The sequence below is a fragment of the Blastococcus sp. SYSU DS0753 genome (assembly GCF_054051175.1).
The window spans coordinates 165,009-181,933 of sequence record NZ_JBJHAT010000002.1 but is presented as its reverse complement, the minus strand read 5'-3'; the positions used below and the strand labels follow the sequence as shown (position 1 = coordinate 181,933).

Here is a 16,925-nt window from a genome sequence, read left to right as displayed (position 1 = left end):
CTCGAGTGGCTGCGCGACCACCGCAGTCGAGCGAGCGCCGGCGCACCTGCGCGTGGGCAGGGCGGGCTCGCATCGTCGGCGAGACGTCGGTCAGCCGGGCGCACCAAGGTGGCGCAGCCTCAGCCCGACGTCGATTCCTGCCGCTCCGGATGAGCGAGGGCGGCGCCGGTACACACCACTCAACCAGACCCGGCCGCCGTGTGGTCCCACCGGGAGGGAGTGTCAGGTCACATCGGGTGAGGACGCGGCACCTCCCGGGAGGCGCTTCCGGCTCAGTGCGCGGCGGCCGGCTGCCCCGCGGGCGTGCGGCCGAGGATCAGGTCGGCCGCCCGCTCGGCGATCATGATCGTCGGCGCGTTGGTGTTGCCGCGCACCAGCGTCGGCATGACCGAGGCGTCGACCACCCGCAGGCCCTCGATGCCGCGCACCCGCAGCTGCGGGTCGACGACGGCCATGTCGTCGGAACCGTCGTCGGTGCCCATCCGGCAGGAGGACACCGGGTGGTAGAGCGACTCGAGGGTGTCGCGCACCTTCTGCCGCAGCGCTTCCCGCCCGTGCACCGTGCCGCCGGGCGACCACTCCTCGGCCAGCACCGAGGACAGCGGGGCGACCGAGGCGATCTCGCGGGCCCGCTCGACGCCGGAGACCAGCGCGTCGAGGTCGCGCTCGTCGGTGAGGTAGCCGGCGTCGATGGCCGGGGCCCACGTCGGGTCGGCCGAGCGCAGCCGCACCGAGCCGCGCGAGTGCACCCGCACGAGCACGACGGCCGCGGTGAAGGCCTCGGCGTCGGGGTCGACCTCCGCCTGCTTCCAGAACTTCACCGGCAGGAAGTGCAGCTGCAGGTCCGGCTCGGCCACGTCGGGGCGGGACCGGGTGAACAGCCCTGCCTCGGCGAGGTTGGAGGTGAGCGGGCCGCGACCGGCCGCCTTCCACTTCGCGAGGTTGACCGGCGTCTCGGCCAGCCGCAGCGACCTCCCCGAGCGCACGGTCCAGATGACCGGCACCAGCGGGTGGTCCTGCAGGCCGGCGCCCACCCCCGGCAGGTCGTGGACGACGTCGACGCCGACCTCGCGCAGGTGATCGGCCGGGCCGATGCCGGAGAGCATCAGCAGCTGCGGGGAGTTGACCGCGCCGCCGGAGAGCACCACCTCCCGGGTGGCGCGCACGGTGTGCAGCCGGCCGCCGCAGCGGTACTCGACCCCGGTGGCCCGCCCGTTCTCGACCAGCACCCGGGTGGTCAGCGCCCCGGTGCGCACGGTCAGGTTCGGCCGGCCGGCGGCGGGGTGCAGGTAGGCGTCGGCAGCCGACCAGCGGCGGCCGCGGCGCTGCGTCACCTGGAACGGGCCGACGCCCTCCTGCGTGGCGCCGTTGAAGTCCGGGTTGCGCGGGTAGCCGCTGGCCACCGCCGACTCGACGACCGCCGTGGTCCACGGGTGCGGCGAGCGCAGGTCCTCGACCCGCAGCGGGCCGCCGACGCCGTGCCACTCGTCGGCCCCGCGGGCGTTGTCCTCCATCCGCCGGAACAGCGGCAGCACCTGCTCGTAGGACCACGACGGGTCGCCGGTCAGCTCGGCCCACTCGTCGTAATCGGCCCGGGCGCCGCGGATGTAGATCATCGCGTTGATCGACGACGAGCCGCCGAGCAGCTTGCCGCGCGGCCAGAAGAGCCTCCGGCCGCCCAAGCCGGGCTGCTCGTCCGTCGTGTAGTTCCAGTCGTGCCGGGTGCGCCAGACCTTGTACAGCCCGGCGGGGATCTTGACCTCGAGGACGTCGTCGGGGCCGCCGGCCTCCAGCACGAGCACCCGCAGCGACGGGTCCTCGCTCAGCCGCCCGGCGACCGCGCTGCCGGCCGAGCCCGCGCCGACGACGACGACGTCGAACTCCGCCACGTCCGCCGTGCTCACCGGTGTCGTCCGTGCAGCATGCCCATGACCCGGGCGAGCGCGTCGGCGGCGTTCGCGGGCCGGCCGAAGCTCATCAGGTTGACCGGCAGCGGCACGCGCTGGCGGGTGATGGCCTTGGCGCGGGTGAACTCCTTGAGCCCGTCCTCGCCGTGGATGCGGCCGAAACCGGAGTCGCCCACGCCGCCGAAGGGCAGGGCGGGGACCGAGGCGAAGGTGAGCACCGAGTTGATCGACGTCATGCCGCTGCGCATCCGGCGGGCGAGGTCCATCGCCTTGTCCTTGGAGGCCGAGAAGACCGCCCCGGCCAGGCCGTAGGTCGTGTCGTTGGCGCGCTGCAGGGCCTCCTCGGCGTCGCGCACCTTCGTGATGGTGAGCGTGGGGCCGAAGGTCTCCTCGCGGATCGCCGCCGAGTCCTCGGGGACGTCGAGCAGCACGGTGGGCGCCACGTAGCCCTGGGCCGGGAACGCCTCGGCGTCGGTGCCACCGGTGACCACCCGGGCGCCGGCGGACTCGGCGTCGGCGACGTGCGAGCGGACCACGTCGATCTGCCCGGGCATGGTCATCGGGCCGTAGGTCGCCCCGCCGTCGGCACCCGGTCGCAGGGTGCGCACCTGGGCGGTGACCGCGTCCACGAAGCGGTCGTAGACCGCCTCGGTTGCGTACACCCGCTCGATGCCGATGCAGGTCTGGCCCCCGTTGCTCATCGCGCCCCAGACGGCCGCGTCCGCGGCGGCGGCCACGTCGGCGTCGTCGTCGACGATCATCGCGTCCTTGCCGCCGAGCTCCATGAGCACCGGGGTGAGGGTCTCGGCGCAGGCGGCCATGACCTTCCTGCCGGTCGCCGCGGAGCCGGTGAAGGCGAGCTTGTCGACGGGCACCCGGCACAGCGCGGCGCCGGTGGACCCGAAGCCGGTGACGACCTGGAAGGCGTCGGCGCAGTCGGGGACGGCCGCCCGCCAGGCGGCGGCCAGCCAGGCGCCGACGGCCGGCGTGTACTCGGAGGGCTTGAAGACGACGGCGTTGCCGGCGGCCAGCGCGTAGGCGATCGAGCCCATCGGCGTGAACACCGGGTAGTTCCACGGGCCGATGACGCCGACGACGCCCAGCGGCTGGTACTCCAGGTAGGCGGCGTGGTTCGCGGCCAGCAGGCCGGGGTTGACCTTGCGCGGGCCCAGGGTCTTGCGCGCGTGCCCGGCGGCCCAGGCGAGGTGGTCGACGGCGAGGGTGATCTCGAGGATCGCGTCGGCATGCGGCTTGCCGTTCTCCCGGTGCACCAGGTCGGCCAGCTCGTGCATGCGCCGGGCCAGGTAGCCGCGGTAGGCCGAGAGCCGCTCCTTGCGGCCGTCGAAGCCCAGCGCCGCCCACTGCTGCGCGGCGGTGCGGGCCCGCGCGACGGTCGCGCCGACGGCGGCCTCGTCGTGCACGGGGAAGACGCCGACGACCTCGCCGGTGGCCGGCGCCGTCGACTCGAACGTCTCGGTGGTGGCGTGCCGGCCGACCGTTCCCGCGGTGGAGCCGGTGACCGTGTCCATCTGCTCGGCGAGCGACATGTGACGCACGTTACCCGCGAGTCACAGACATCCGCGCCGGGGTTCGCCCGGTCGGGGAGAGCCACCGATCCGAGACATCGCGGTTCCGCGCATGGCATCCTCACGAGGTGGTGCGGAGGGCGGCGTGGGTGCTGGCGGGGGCCCTCCTGCTGAGCGGGTGCGCGCGGAGCCTCGAGGAGCAGGCGCACGATCGGTTGCAGGAGCGCGTCGGGTCGGTGCACGAGCACTACCTCGATGATCGCGCGCGCGACCCCCTGTCCACCGGCCGCGCCGCACTCGAGTCGCTGGACCCCTACGGCGAGGCGCTGGCGTCCTCGGCCGACGGGGACGAGATCCGGCTGCTGGTCGGCGTCGGCGTCACGGTGTCGGAGACGGAGGGGTGGAAGCCTCAGACGACCACCGCGTCGCTGGGCACCTGCCTGGAGGTGCTGATCACCGTCGGCGAGGGCGGGGACGACCGCGGGACGGTGCGCACCGAACCCGTCCGGTGCCCGCCCCGTATCGAGGTCCTCGGGGACGACAACTCGCCGGTGGATGCGCTGACCACTGATCTGGACGGCCGGGAGGACGACGTCCCCGAGCCGCCGTACGACCGCCCGGTCTGCTACTCCGGCGGAGACTGCACCGAGGGCGGCGGCTGACCCGGTTCAGCCGCCACCGTCCACCACGGCCCAGGCGGTCTTGGCGCCGGGCTCGGCGAACCAGCCGTGGGCCAGCGAGAGGTCGGCCACCAGGTAGAGCCCGAAGCCGCCGAGCCCGGGGTCGCGGCCCTGGGCCGGGGCCGGCGGGACGTCGGCGGCGGAGTCGCGGACGGCGATCAGCCACCGGTCGCCGTCGCGGCCGAGGACCGCCGCGACCGGGGCGCCCCCGTGCCGGAGGGCGTTGGAGGTGAGCTCGTCGGCGATGAGCACCAGCCGCTCGGACCAGTGGTCGCGCTCGGGGTGGGCGACGGTGGGGCTGCCGGTCGTGGCGGTCCGCAGCCGGGCGCGCAGCGCGGCCAGCTCACCGAGCGAGGAGAGCTCCTGGCACCACACCTCGGCGAACCGGTCCGGGGGGCGCGCGGACTCCCAGAGCGCCACCCGTCACCGCCTCCTCGTGCCGGCTCCGCTGACCGGTCGTGGCGCCACCCTGCCCGTTCCGGCGCGGGTCGAATCCTCGTCCCACCCCGAAGAGGTGACCCGGGGGTGACCGGGCGGCTCTAGGGTCCGTGCGCATGGCCGCCAGCACCCCCGGGGACCCCCGCGACCCGTTCGGCACGGCCGGGCTGCGGCGCCGGGTGCTCGCGGCCTGGGCCGACTCGCCGGCCCGGTTCCGCGAGGACGCCAACGCCGAGGAGGACCTCGTCCGGGGTGGCTACCGCGACCGGCTGCTCGTGGAGCTGGCGCAGAACGCCGCGGACGCCGCGCTGCGGGCCGGCGTGCCGGGGCGGCTGCGCCTGCTGCTGGCCGGCGACGAGCTGCGGGCCGCCAACACGGGGGCGCCCCTGGACGCCGGCGGGGTCGTGGGCCTGGCCACGCTGCGTGCCTCGGCGAAGCGGGACGCCCCCGCCGCCGTCGGCCGGTTCGGCGTGGGGTTCGCCGCGGTGCTGGCCGTGAGCGACGAGCCGGCGGTGCTCTCCCGCACCGGGGGCGTCCGGTTCAGCGCCGGGCGTACGCGGGCGGAGGTGGCGGCGCTGCCGGAGCTGGCCGCCGAGCTGGCCCGCCGGGACGGCGCGGTGCCGGTGCTCCGGCTGCCCTGGCCGGCCGCCGGTGCGCTCCCGGAGGGGTTCGACACCGAGGTCGTGCTGCCCCTGCTCCCGGGCGCGCGGGACGGCGTCGTCGCGGCGCTCCGGGCGCTCCCGGCCGAGCTGCTGCTGGCGCTGCCCGGCCTGGCGGTGGTGGAGGTGGTGGTCGACGGCGCCCGCCGCGTGCTGACCCGGGAGGGGAGCGCGCCGGAGGTGCGGATGACCGAGGACGGCGTGCCGACGCGGTGGGCCGTCGCCGAGCGGTCGGGTGAGCTGCCGCCGCAGCTGCTCGCCGGTCGACCGGTCGAGGAGCGCGAGCGCCGGGCCTGGACGGTCGCCTGGGCGGTCCCGCTGGACGACGCCGGGCGACCGCGGCCCCTGCCCGGCCGGCAGGTGGTGCACGCCCCGACGCCCACCGACGAGCCGCTGCCGCTGCCGCTGCGGCTGATCGCGCCGTTCCCCCTGGGGCCCGACCGGCGGCACGTGCTCCCGGGTCCGGTGACCGACCTGCTCGTGGCCGAGTCGGCGCAGGCGCTCGCCGACCTGGTCGCCCGCCTGCCCGCTCACCCGGAGCTGCTGATGGTCCTGCCCCGGCCGGGGCTGGCCGGCGCCGCCCTCGAGGCCGCGCTCACCGGTGCGGCGCTGGAGCGGCTGCGCGCGACCGCGTGGTTGCCGGTGGCCGGCGAGGCGGGGGAGCGGCAGCCGCCCGCCCGCGCGGTCGTGCTGGACGGCGCCACCGCCGAGCAGGTCGCCGCGGTGACCGGGGTGCTGCCCGGGCTGCTGCCGGCGGGCTGGTCGCGGCGCGCCGACGGGCCGGTGCTCGCGGCGCTCGGGATCCGCCGGTCCGGGCTCGCCGACGTCGTCGAGGCGGTGCGGCAGGTGGCCCGCCCGGCCGGCTGGTGGGCCGAGCTGTACGCGGCCTTCGCCGACGCCGACCGGGAGGAGCTGGCGGCGCTGCCGGTGCCGCTGGCCGACGGGCGGACCGCGCACGGCCCGGCCGGGGTGCTGCTGCCCGAACCCGGCCTGCCGGTGGAGCGGCTGGCTGCCCTTCCGCTGCGCCTCGCCGACCCGGCGGCGGCGGGCCCCCGGCCCGCGCGCCGGCTGCTGGAGCGGCTGGGCGCGCGTCCGGCCACGGCGGAGGCGGTGCTCACCGATCCGGCGGTGCGGGCGGCGGTGGCGGGCTCGCTCGACGCGGCCGAGGAGGACGTCGCCGGCGCGCCCGACCCCGAGGAGCTGGCCGACGCGGTGCTGGCCCTGGTCGCCGCCGCCCCGGAGGTCGCCGGTGCGCCGTGGCTGGCCGAGCTGGCGCTGCCCGACGCCGCCGGCGGGTACGCGCCGGCGGGGGAGCTGCTGCTGCCGGGCTCGCCGCTGGCCACCGTGCTGGAGGAGGGGGCGCTGGGCGTCCTCGACCCGGCCTTCGCCACGGCGGCGGACGCCGCGGCGCTGCGCGCGGTCGGCGTGCTCGACCGGTTCGCCCTGGTGCGCGCGGACGACCCCGACGAGCTCGACGTCGACGGCGCGCTCGACTGGGCCGACGCCGTGCTCGACCGGCTGGCCGGGGAGGAGCCGCCGGTCTGGCCCGCGCTGGTCGCCGTCCGCGACCTGGAGCTGGTGGCCGACTGGCCGGGGGCGCTCGCGCTGCTCGCCACGGCCCCCGCCGAGGCGTGGGCCGACGTCGTCGTCGGTGGCGTGCCGGCGCCGGGCTACCTGCGCTGGTGGCTGCTGACCCACCCGGTCCTCGACGGGCACCGGCCGGACCGCCTGGCGCACCCCGACAGCACCGAGCTCGCCGGCCTGTACGACCCCGCTCCCCTCGGGGAGCCGCTGCTGGGGCTGCTGCGCCCGCCCGCCGCGCTGGCCGACGTGCTGGTCGATCCCGACGGCGCCCGCGACCTGCTCGACCGGCTGGCCGACCCCGCGCGCACGGTCGCGCCCGCGGTGCTCCGCACGGTCCACGCGCGGCTGGCCGTCGCGCTGGACGGGTGGGACGTCGAGCCGCCGGCCCGGGTGCGGATCGCGCCGGACCGGGTGGTGGAGCGTGCGGTGGTGCTGGACGCACCGCACCTGCTGCCGCTGGTGGACCTGCCGGTCGTGCCGGCCGGCGGGGCACCGGGGCCGGTGGCCGACCTGCTCGACCTCCCGCTGGCCGGCGAGCTGGTGCGCCGGCCGCGGGTGACCAGCGAGCCGCTGCGCTCGTCGGCGTGGGCCGAGGTGCCCGGCGCCGCGCTGGCCGCCGCCCGGCTCGGCAGCGGCGCACTGACGGGATCGGTGGCGGTGCACGCACCACTCACCGTCGACGGGCGTCCGGTGCCGTGGTGGCCGGCCGACGACGTCGACCACGTCGACGGCACGCCGGGTGCGCTGGGGCGGGCGCTCGCCTGGCGGTCGGGCGCGTGGGACCTCCGCCAGGCGCTGGCCGAGGCCTTCGCCCTGCCCGACCGCGCCCTCGACCTGGCGGCCGAGGACGCGGTCGGCTGGTGAAGGACCCCGTCCCTCTCACCGCGCGCACGCTCGCGGCGAGCCTCCGGACGCGGCCTCACTGACCCCAGCGGGGGATGGCGGCGGCGCCGGGGGCGTGGCCGTGGGGAGACGGCCGGCCGCCGCCTCGCCGGTTGCCGGCGCCGGCCGCCCCGGGCGCCGGGGACACCGACTGCCAGCAGCGGAACAGCGACAGCCACCGGTCGGCGGTCAGCGCCGTCGGCCGGGTGGTGGGCGCGAGCCCTTCCTGGCGCAGCCAGCGGACGCCGGCCGTGCCGGGCAGCTGGGCCCGCAGGAGCGGACCCAGCGGCGCCGACGGCGAGGCGAGGACGGCGTGGGCGAGGCGGTCGAACGCGGCGGTCTCGTTCTCGGGCAGCGCCGCGCGGGCGTCAGCGGCGGGACCGGAGGGGACGGGGCTGGTGCGGGACACGGGGTGCCTCCGTGGCGGTGCGGTGCGGGGCGTCCCGCGAGCGCGACGAGGCCCGGCGGGGACGCGGGGGAGCGGGCGCCCGGAGAAACCGGGCGCGAACGGCGGGCGGGGGAACCGGCCCGCGGCGCGTCAGCTCAGGAGGTGCGCAGTCGCACGGAGTACCGCATGGGGAGGGACGCTAGGCCGTCGTCGTCCGGCCGTCCAACCATTTACCGGGTGGAGTTCCGCGCCGCCTTGCGCGCCTGGTGCGCCTCCCAGCGAGCGCGGTCGCGCGCTCGGGCGTCGGCGTTGCGCTCCCACTTCTCCTTGCGCCGGCGGGCCCGGGCCAGCTCCCGCTGCTCGAAGGTCGCGTGCGACTCCCAGCCGGAGGCGGCGACGGCCAGGGCCACGGCGGTGAGCGCGGCGATCGCCACCGCGGCCGCGAGGATCAGGTCCAGCACGACGAACGCGCCCACCGCCACCGCCACCCCGGCGACGCAGCCTCCGACGAGCAGGGGGGAGGGGCGGCGGGACGAGGGGCGGGGCTCGGTCACCGGCCCAGTATCCGCCTCCCGCCGGACCTGCGGCGGAGCACCTCGCACGCGTCGGCGTCCGGGCGGCGTGCCGACCCTTGTGCCCCGACCCCGCAATGCCTACGGTCGGAGGTGCGGTTCAGCAGCAGCCGCCAACCCAGTGCTGGTCGTCGTGTCGTTCGCGTCCGCAGGCTCACTGGTCCGGCATCCGCCCCGAGAGGCATATCCGTGACCGCTTCCTCGCTCGACCGTTCGCTCACCGAGTCCACCCCGGTCCCCGTCAGGCCGGACGTCCCCCCGGCGGTTCCCCTCGCGCTCGAGGTGGCCGGCACCGCCGCCCAGCCGCGGCTGACCGTCGCCGGCGAGGTCGACTGCACCTCCGCCCCCCGGGTCGGCGCCGTCCTCGACGAGCTGGTCGACGCCGCGCCCCGCGAGGTCGTGGTCGACCTGACCGCCGTCACCTTCCTCGACTCGGCGGGGCTCTGCACCCTGGCCGCCGCGCACCGGAAGGCGCTGGCCGCCGGTGGGCACCTGCGGGTGCTGGCCGCGACCCGCGCCGTCATCCGGCCGTTGCAGATCACCGGCCTCTGGAGCCTCCTGGCCGGCGAGCAGGTCGACGCCGCCGCCTCCTGACCTCCCGGGTCCCTGCCGGACAGGGGCCGGGGGCGCGCGCCGGTCGCCCGCGGGGCAGACTCGGCGCCACGCGGCGCCGTGCCGGGCGTCGGGAGCGGACGAACGAGGAGGACCACCGTGCGCGATGCGGTCATCTGCGAGCCCCTGCGGACGCCGGTCGGCGGGTTCGGGGGCTCGCTGCGCGACGTCCCCGTCCAGGAGCTGGCGGCGACGGTGATCCGGGCGCTGATGGAGCGCACCGGGCTGCCGCCGGAGTCGGTGGACGACGTCCTGCTCGGGCACTGCTACCCGACGATGGACGCCCCCGCCCTCGGCCGGGTCGCCGCCCTCGACGCGGGCCTGCCGGTGACGGCCTCCGGTCTGCAGATCGACCGCCGCTGCGGCTCGGGCCTGCAGGCGGTCGTCTACGCGGCCCTGCAGGTGCAGTCCGGTGCCTCCGACGTCGTCCTGGCCGGCGGCGCGGAGTCCATGAGCAACGCGCCGTTCTACTCGACCGCGATGCGCTGGGGCGTCAAGCCCGGGCCCGGCGTGCTGCTGGAGGACGGGCTGGCCCGCGGCCGGGTCACCGCCGGCGGCCAGAACCACCCCGTGCCCGGCGGGATGCTGGAGACCGCGGAGAACGTCCGCCGGGACTACGGCATCGGCCGCCAGGAGCAGGACGAGTACGCCGTCCGCAGCCACCAGCGCGCCGCGGCCGCCACCGCCGAGGGGCGGTTCGCCGACGAGATCGTGCCGGTGACGATCAAGCACCGGAAGGGCGAGACCGTCGTCGACCGCGACGAGCACATCCGCCCCGACTCGAACGTCGAGACCCTCGCCAAGCTGCGCCCGATCCTGGGCAAGAACGACCCCGACGCCACGGTGACCGCGGGCAACGCCTCCGGGCAGAACGACGGCGCCGCGGTTGCGATCGTCACGCACCCGGAGAAGGCCGCCGAGCTCGGCCTGCGCCCGCTGGCCCGCCTGGTGTCCTTCGGGGTGGGCGGCGTGCCCCCGAAGACGATGGGCATCGGCCCGGTGCCGGCCACCGCGAAGGCGCTGGCGCTGGCCGACCTCAAGCTCTCCGACGTCGACCTCATCGAGCTGAACGAGGCGTTCGCCAGCCAGGTGCTCGCCGTCGCCAAGGAGTGGGGCTTCACCGACTCCGACTGGGAGCGCACCAACGTGAACGGCTCGGGCATCTCGCTCGGCCACCCGGTGGGCGCGACCGGCGGCCGCATCCTCGCCACGCTGCTGCGCGAGATGGACCGGCGCGGCGCCCGCTACGGCCTGGAGACGATGTGCATCGGCGGCGGCCAGGGGCTCGCCGCGCTGTTCGAGCGGGTCTGAGCCAGACTCCGTCCGACCGTCCCGAACGAGCCGAGGAGCGCTGCCGCATGTCCACGTCCCCCACCGGTTCCCCCCGCGTCGCCATCGTCACCGGTGCCGCCCGCGGCATCGGCGCCGCCACCGCGCTGCGGCTGGCCCGGGACGGCTTCGCCGTGGCGGTGATCGACCTGAAGGAGGACGACGCCCGCGGCACCGTCGAGGCGATCGAAGCCGCCGGCGGCCGGGCGCTGGCCGTGGGGGCCGACGTCGGCGACGGCGAGCAGGTGCAGGCGGCGGTCGACCGGATCGCCACCGAGCTCGGGCCGCCGGTGGTGCTGGTGAACAACGCCGGCGTCACCCGCGACAACATGCTGTTCAAGATGTCCGACGCCGACTGGGACGTGGTCATGCACGTGCACCTGCGCGGCTCGTTCCTGATGACCCGCGCGGCGCAGAAGCACATGATCGACCAGAAGTGGGGTCGGATCGTCAACCTGTCCAGCACCTCCGCACTGGGCAACCGCGGGCAGGCCAACTACGCCACGGCGAAGGCCGGCCTGCAGGGCTTCACCAAGACCCTCGCGATCGAGCTGGGCAAGTTCGGCGTCACCGCCAACTGCATCGCGCCCGGCTTCATCCAGACCGAGATGACCAAGGCGACGGCCGAGCGCATCGGCGAGGAGTGGGAGTCCTACGTGCAGAAGCGGGCCGCGGCGATCCCGGTCGCGCGGGCGGGTGTGCCCGAGGACATCGCGCACACCGTCTCCTTCTTCTGCAGCGAGGGCGCGGGGTTCGTCTCCGGCCAGGTCGTCTACGTCGCCGGCGGTCCCCGCACGTAGAAGGACCCCCGTGCAGGGCCCCACGCCTCGCATGCTCGGCGTGGGGCCCTGCACGGGGGCCGTTCCAGCACGTCACTGCGACGGGTCGCGGTCGGGGTAGCGGGCGCGGGCGAGGGCGTAGACGCCGAACGCCGCGAATCCGGCCGCGACCCCGGCGAGCAGCCACGGCCCGGCGCTCACCCCGGCGATCGCCGTCATGGCGCCGTCGAGCCCGGTCGCGGTGGAGACGTCGGACGAGGTGGCCGCGCGCCACAGCAGGACGCCGACCAGCCCGAACGCGATGCCCTTCGCCAGGTAGCCGATCCGCCCGAGCGCCTCGATCACCGGCTCCCAGCGGTCGGGGGCGGCGGGCAGGTCGATGTCGCGCATGAAGCCGCCGGTGCAGCCGCGCGCGAACGTGTAGATCCCGACCGCCACCACCCCGGCGGCGACCGCGCCGACCAGCACCGCCCCGCCGGGGATCAGCAGCGTCTCCTCGGTGAGACCGCGCAGCCGCTCGTCGGCCTCGTACTCGAGACCGAACGAGAACAGCAGGGCGGTGAGCCCGAGGAACCCGTACACGGCGCCCTTGACCAGGCACTTGGCGCAGACGACGGCGGTGTGCACCCGGTGCGCGGGGTCGAGCAGGCCGTGCCACCAGAGCAGCACCTCGGCCGCCTGCCACACGGCCAGCGAGAGCATGCCCAGCCCGATCGCGACCAGCAGCAGCCGCCCGCCGGGCCCGCCGGCGACGGTGAGCAGCGCGCCGGTCTGGTCGGCGTCGGCTCCCCGCAGGCCCATCGCCAGGCGCAGCGCGAGGACGGCGATGAGCAGGTGCATGGCGCCGTAGGCGATCAGGCCGGCGCGGGCGAGGTGGGTGAGCACCGGGGAGTCGGTGACCCGGCGGACCCGGTCGACGAGGTCGTGCAGCCGACGAAGGACCCCGCTTCCCCCCACCACTCGCGAGTTCGTGGCGGGACCTCGAAGCGGGGCCATCAGGTGCGCTCGGGGTACCGGGCGCGGACGAAGCAGTAGGCACCGAAGGCGGCGATCCCGACGGCGACGAGCGTCAGCAGCACCGGCCCGGCGGGCGCGGTCAGCAGCGTGTGCAGGGCACCGTCCAGGCCGGAGGCCTTGGCGGGGTCGAAGGTGACCGCCGCCCACACCAGCAGCCCGCCCACGAGGCCGAGCGCGACGCCCTTGGCGGGGAAGCCGACCTGACCGAGCCGGGTGACCAGCCGCCGGGCCGAGGCGGAGCAGCCGGCCAGGTCGATCTCGCGGAGGAAGCGCTTCGTGACGCCCTTGTGGACGAGGTAGCCGCCGACGCCCACGACGGCCAGCCCGGCGGCCACCACCAGCCAGCGCCCGGCGGGCCAGCCGAGGACGCCGGCGGTGGCCTGCTGCTGGGAGCCGGAGCTGCTGCCCTGCCCGCCCCCGGTGGCGAACCGGATCGCCAGGACCGCCAGGGCCAGGTAGACGACGGCCTTGGCGGCGGCCTTGCCCGTCCGCTCCCACGCATTCCTCCGCCGGTCCCCGGACCCGGTGAGCCCGTGCCGCCAGCGGAGGATCTCCGCGGCCTGCCACAGCGATAACGCGACGAGGCCGATGCCCAGGACCCACAGCAGCGGCTCGCCCAGCGGCTGCTCGGCCAGGGTGGCGAGCGCACCGGACTGGTCGGCCTGCTGACCGGTCCGCCCCCACGCGAGCTGCAGCGCCAGCCAGGCGATGAGCACGTGGACCAGCCCGTAGGCGATCAACCCGACGCGGGCGAGGTGCTCCAGGCCGCCGCTGTCGGCTGCCCGTCCCGCGGCGTCCGCGGCCGACCCGGCGCTGCCCTGCACGCTCATCCCCGGTGCCTTCCTGACCTCGGTCCCGTCCGCGTGGAACGCGGAGATGATCAGCGTGGCACGGCCACCGGCCCGGTGCCTCCCCGAGCGCCGGCGGGGGTGAGGGACACTGGGCCCGTGGCGAACGGAACCGGAATCCTCTCGGCCGGCACGGTCAGCGCGGCGACCCCGGAGGTCGCGCGGCGCACCTGGCCGCGGTGGCTGGCGCTGGGCCTCGCGATGATCGCGGTCGCGGTGGTCGCCGTCGTGTGGGAGGCAGCCGGTGCCCGGCTGCTGCTCGGCGCCGTGGGTCTGTTCCTGGCCGTGCGGGGCGCCGTCCTGCTGCGCGGCGCCCGCTCGGGCGCGGTGGCGGGTGAGGTCGCCGGACGGGCGCGGTCGCTGGGCACGGCCGCCGTCGTGGCCGGGGCCGCGGGCCTGGTCGTCGCCGTCGCCTCGGCCTCCCTCTCGGCGGTGGTCCTGCTCGTCGGCGTCCCGCTGCTGCTGCTGGTCACGTCGCTCGGTCTGCTGGGCCGGGGTGGCGCGGCCCGGCGCGGCGGGCAGGCGCTGCTGGTCTGGTCGCTGCTGGTGACCGGATTGCTGGTGGTCACCGGCCTCGCGCGGAGCTGGGACCGGGCCGCCGACGTGGCGACCGTGGTGGCCGCCCTGGCCGTGGCGGTGCTGGGTGTTCCGCTGCTGGTGGGTGCCGCGAACCTGCGCACGGTGGCCGCGACGCCCGCCCCGGCGCCGGTGCGCGCCGGCTGCGGCGGCTGCGCCTGCGGCGCCGGCGGCTGCGGGTCCTGACCGGCGGCGCATGACCCGCGGGCCGTGGGTATGGGCCCGGCCGTGAGCGGACACGTCTTCGTGGTCGGCGCGGACCTGACGCAGCTCTCCTGCGACGACGTCCTGGTGCCGACCGACCGCTCGCTGCGGGTGGCCCGCGACTGGTGCTCCCTCCTGCCGGAGGAGCTGATCACCGACCGGCAGGCCGACGGGAACTGCGTCGGACTGTCGTGGTCGGGGGACGAGCGGGTGCTCGAGGTGCCCGACGAGGGTCCGCGCCGCGCGTGGCTGGTCGACACCGTCGACGGGGGCGCGGACGGGTCGGGGAGCCGGGGGCTGTCCTGGTTGCTCGACGGGGCGCGCGAGGCGCTGGCGGCGGTCGCCCGGCGCGAGGTGCCCGAACCGGTGCACGGACGCGCGCGGCGGCTGGTGGGGCTGCCCGCGCTGGGCACCGGCTGGGGTGGGGCCGCCGGCGAGCGGGGGTCGTTGCTGCAGCAGTTGCTGCCGGTGCTGCGGGAGGCCGCCCAGGAGCACGGTTTCGACGTCGCCCTGGTGCTGCGCCGGCCCAGCGACCTGGCCGCCGCCCAGCGGGTCCGCCGGGGCGAGGAGGAGGGCTGGGACCTGCCCGGGCACCTGCGGCAGCTGGCCGAGGACCTGGGCGACCGGGCGCGCCGCGGCCAGCTGGCGCTCTTCATCGGTGCCGGGGTCAGCGCCGCCGCGGGGCTGCCGACGTGGGAGCAGCTGGTCGACGAGCTGGCCGCCCGATCGGGTCTGGACGACGAGCTGCGCGCGGGGCTGACCCGCCTCCCCGCCCAGGACTCGGCGGCGCTGCTGGCGCGTGAGCTCGGGGCGGAGGAGCTGACGGCGTTCGTCCAGGAGCGGTTCGGTCCCGGGCCCTACGCGCTGGCGCACGCGCTGATCGCCGACCTGCCGGTGCAGGAGTTCGTGACGACCAACTACGACCCGCTGGTCGAGCTCGCCGCCGACGACATCGGCCGGCAGGTGACGGTGCTGCCCTTCGACGAGGCCCGGCCGGGGGCGCCGTGGCTGCTGAAGCTGCACGGGGACGCCGCGCACCCGGAGAGCGTGGTGCTGACCCGGGAGGAGTACCTGCAGTTCGGCAACACCGGCGCCGCGCTGGCCGGGGTGCTCCACTCGCTGCTGCTGACCCGGCACGTGCTGTTCGTGGGCACCTCGATGCTGGACGACGACCTGATCCGGATCGCCCACCAGGTGCGCACCGCACTGCAGACCCAGGGGTCGGGGACGGCCCGGCGAACCGGCACCGTGCTGGCGCTGCGGGAGGACCCGGCGCGCGCCCGGCTGTGGGAGCAGGACGTCCAGACCGTGGCGATGAGCCCGGCCGACGCCTCGCCGGCCGAGGCGGCGCGCCGGCTGGAGGTGCTGCTCGACCTCATCGGCTGCCTCTCCACGCCGCCCACCGGCTACCTGCTGGACCCGGCGTACCGGGGGCTGCTCAACGACGAGGAGCGCGCGCTGGCCGAGGCGCTGGCCGGCGTCGCCGAGGTGCTGCCCGACGACGCCTCCTCCCACGTCGCGCACGAGGTGGCCGGGCTGCTGCGCCGGCTGGGGCACGGGAGCTCCGCCGCCGACGGGGACGCCCCGCCCGCCGACGTCGCCACCCGGCCCCGCGACGACCGGACCCAGGAGCAGCGGTCCGGCTGACCACGGTTGTCCCCGCGCGCGGGTGGGCACCGCAGCATCCATGCCACGACTGGAGAACAGCCTGAAACTGCTGTCCAAGGGCTACGGCTGGCTGCCCGACGAGCGCCGCCGGGCCGGGAAGCACGCGGTCGGCGTCCGGCTGGGCGGGCTGCCGGCCGTCGGCATCGAGGGTCCCGAGGCCGCGCGATTCCTCTACGACGAGGACCACGTGCGCCGCTCGCACGCCATCCCCGAGCCGGTGCAGGGCACGCTGTTCGGCAAGGGCGCGGTGCACACGCTCGACGGCGAGATGCACCGGGTGCGCAAGGCCATGTTCATCGCGCTGCTGATGCGCGAGGACGGCATCGCCTCGCTCGTGGAGCGCACCACCGCTGCCTGGGACGCCGCGGTGCCGGAGTGGGCCGCCCGTCCGCAGATCGTGCTGTTCGACGAGGCGAGCCGGGTGCTGGCCGGCTCCGTGGCGCGCTGGACCGGCGTCCCGGTGCGCGACGAGGAGGTGCCCGACCTGGCCCGCGACATGGTGGCGATGGTCGACGGCTTCGCCACCGGCGGGCCGCGGCACTTCCGGGCGCGGCGGGCCCGCGGCCGCCGGGAGAGGTGGCTGACCCAGCTGGTGCAGGACGTGCGCAGCGGGCGGACCCGGGTGGAGGAGGGGACGGCGGTCGACGTCGTGTCCCGGCACCGGGACGCCGACGGCACGCAGCTGCCGGCGAACGTGGCGGCGGTGGAGCTGCTCAACATCATCCGGCCGACGACGGCGGTCGCCTGGTTCATGGCCTTCTCCGGGCACGCGCTGATCCGCTGGCCCGGGAACCGGGAACGGCTGGCGGCCGGGGACCCGGCGTTCGCCGAGGCGTGGGCGCACGAGGTCCGGCGGTTCTACCCGTTCGCCCCGTTCATCGGCGGCCGGTCGCCGCAGCGCAACGAGTTCGCCGGCGAGGAGATCCCGCAGAACGCCATGGTGCTGCTGGACCTGTACGGGCAGAACCACGACCCGGCGCTGTGGGACACCCCGTACGCATTCCGCCCCGAGCGGTTCCTCGACCGGGAGATCGGCGAGTTCGAGCTGGTGCCGCAGGGCGCCGGCGACCCGCGCACCAACCACCGCTGCCCGGGGGAGCAGATCACCGTCGCGCTGCTGTCGGCGCTCGCGGTGCGGCTGGCCCGGCTGGACTACCAGGTGCCCGACCAGGACCTGGAGATCGCGCTGCACCGCATCCCGGCCAAGCCGAAGAGCGGCGTCGTCCTGGCCGTCCGCGCCAGCGCCTGAGCTGTTT

Annotated in this window: 15 protein-coding genes; 8 read left to right on the top strand and 7 right to left on the bottom strand. The window is 76.5% G+C overall.

Annotation, left to right across the window (positions count from 1 at the left end):
* Window positions 1-272: 272 nt before the first annotated feature.
* Both ACI799_RS02815 and ACI799_RS02810 read right to left on the bottom strand, forming a co-directional pair.
* Entirely contained in the window at window positions 273-1,904 is a 1,632-nt protein-coding gene (locus tag ACI799_RS02815; protein ID WP_456612400.1) for a GMC family oxidoreductase, read from the bottom strand.
* A complete protein-coding gene (locus tag ACI799_RS02810) occupies window positions 1,901-3,454 on the bottom strand; it encodes an aldehyde dehydrogenase family protein (RefSeq protein WP_456598718.1) in 1,554 nt (517 codons plus the stop codon). The genes ACI799_RS02815 and ACI799_RS02810 overlap by 4 nt, the downstream gene beginning before the upstream one ends.
* 107 nt (window positions 3,455-3,561) lie before the next feature.
* Here ACI799_RS02810 and ACI799_RS02805 point away from each other — a divergent pair, with 107 nt between their 5' ends.
* Window positions 3,562-4,095 carry a hypothetical protein gene (locus ACI799_RS02805; RefSeq protein ID WP_456588431.1) on the top strand — a complete coding sequence of 178 codons (534 nt, stop codon included), beginning with the start codon at window positions 3,562-3,564 and terminating at the stop codon, window positions 4,093-4,095.
* Window positions 4,096-4,101: 6 nt separating this feature from the next.
* On the opposite strand, the gene ACI799_RS02800 is transcribed toward ACI799_RS02805, so the two are convergent.
* Window positions 4,102-4,533 (bottom strand): ATP-binding protein, encoded by a 432-nt coding sequence (locus ACI799_RS02800; protein ID WP_456588432.1) that lies wholly within the window; start codon window positions 4,531-4,533, stop codon window positions 4,102-4,104.
* Window positions 4,534-4,667: 134 nt separating this feature from the next.
* On the opposite strand from ACI799_RS02800, the gene ACI799_RS02795 reads away from it, so the two are divergent.
* On the top strand, window positions 4,668-7,658 hold the full coding sequence (locus tag ACI799_RS02795; RefSeq protein WP_456612399.1) for a sacsin N-terminal ATP-binding-like domain-containing protein: 2,991 nt from the start codon (window positions 4,668-4,670) through the stop codon (window positions 7,656-7,658).
* 55 nt (window positions 7,659-7,713) lie between these two features.
* Here ACI799_RS02795 and ACI799_RS02790 read toward each other — a convergent pair whose 3' ends face one another.
* Both ACI799_RS02790 and ACI799_RS02785 read right to left on the bottom strand, forming a co-directional pair.
* A complete protein-coding gene (locus tag ACI799_RS02790) occupies window positions 7,714-8,085 on the bottom strand; it encodes a hypothetical protein (protein ID WP_456588434.1) in 372 nt (123 codons plus the stop codon).
* A gap of 209 nt (window positions 8,086-8,294) precedes the next feature.
* Window positions 8,295-8,618, bottom strand: a complete 324-nt coding sequence (locus ACI799_RS02785; protein ID WP_456588435.1) for a hypothetical protein — start codon at window positions 8,616-8,618, stop codon at window positions 8,295-8,297.
* Window positions 8,619-8,825: 207 nt separating this feature from the next.
* Here ACI799_RS02785 and ACI799_RS02780 point away from each other — a divergent pair, with 207 nt between their 5' ends.
* The 3 genes from ACI799_RS02780 (at window position 8,826) to fabG (ending at window position 11,377) form a co-directional block, all read left to right on the top strand.
* On the top strand, window positions 8,826-9,230 hold the full coding sequence (locus ACI799_RS02780) for an STAS domain-containing protein (protein ID WP_456588436.1): 405 nt from the start codon (window positions 8,826-8,828) through the stop codon (window positions 9,228-9,230).
* A gap of 117 nt (window positions 9,231-9,347) precedes the next feature.
* Window positions 9,348-10,559, top strand: a complete 1,212-nt coding sequence (locus ACI799_RS02775) for an acetyl-CoA C-acetyltransferase (protein WP_456612398.1) — start codon at window positions 9,348-9,350, stop codon at window positions 10,557-10,559.
* A 47-nt stretch (window positions 10,560-10,606) separates the two neighbouring features.
* A complete protein-coding gene (gene fabG, locus ACI799_RS02770; protein ID WP_456588438.1) occupies window positions 10,607-11,377 on the top strand; it encodes a 3-oxoacyl-ACP reductase FabG in 771 nt (256 codons plus the stop codon).
* 72 nt (window positions 11,378-11,449) lie between these two features.
* On the opposite strand, the gene ACI799_RS02765 is transcribed toward fabG, so the two are convergent.
* Window positions 11,450-12,316, bottom strand: coding sequence for a DUF1206 domain-containing protein (locus ACI799_RS02765; RefSeq protein WP_456612397.1), 867 nt, complete (start codon window positions 12,314-12,316; stop codon window positions 11,450-11,452).
* Between the two features lie 35 nt (window positions 12,317-12,351).
* Window positions 12,352-13,203, bottom strand: coding sequence for a DUF1206 domain-containing protein (locus tag ACI799_RS02760; RefSeq protein ID WP_456612396.1), 852 nt, complete (start codon window positions 13,201-13,203; stop codon window positions 12,352-12,354).
* A gap of 117 nt (window positions 13,204-13,320) precedes the next feature.
* Here ACI799_RS02760 and ACI799_RS02755 point away from each other — a divergent pair, with 117 nt between their 5' ends.
* Genes ACI799_RS02755 through ACI799_RS02745 form a run of 3 tightly spaced genes read left to right on the top strand, consistent with a single transcriptional unit; the run spans window position 13,321 to window position 16,918 of the window.
* The gene (locus ACI799_RS02755; protein WP_456596611.1) at window positions 13,321-13,983 is read left to right on the top strand and encodes a hypothetical protein; all 663 of its coding nucleotides are present in this window, start codon (window positions 13,321-13,323) and stop codon (window positions 13,981-13,983) included.
* Window positions 13,984-14,025: 42 nt separating this feature from the next.
* Window positions 14,026-15,648, top strand: coding sequence for an SIR2 family protein (locus ACI799_RS02750; protein ID WP_456612395.1), 1,623 nt, complete (start codon window positions 14,026-14,028; stop codon window positions 15,646-15,648).
* Window positions 15,649-15,688: 40 nt separating this feature from the next.
* A complete protein-coding gene (locus tag ACI799_RS02745) occupies window positions 15,689-16,918 on the top strand; it encodes a cytochrome P450 (protein WP_456612394.1) in 1,230 nt (409 codons plus the stop codon).
* Window positions 16,919-16,925: the final 7 nt, after the last annotated feature.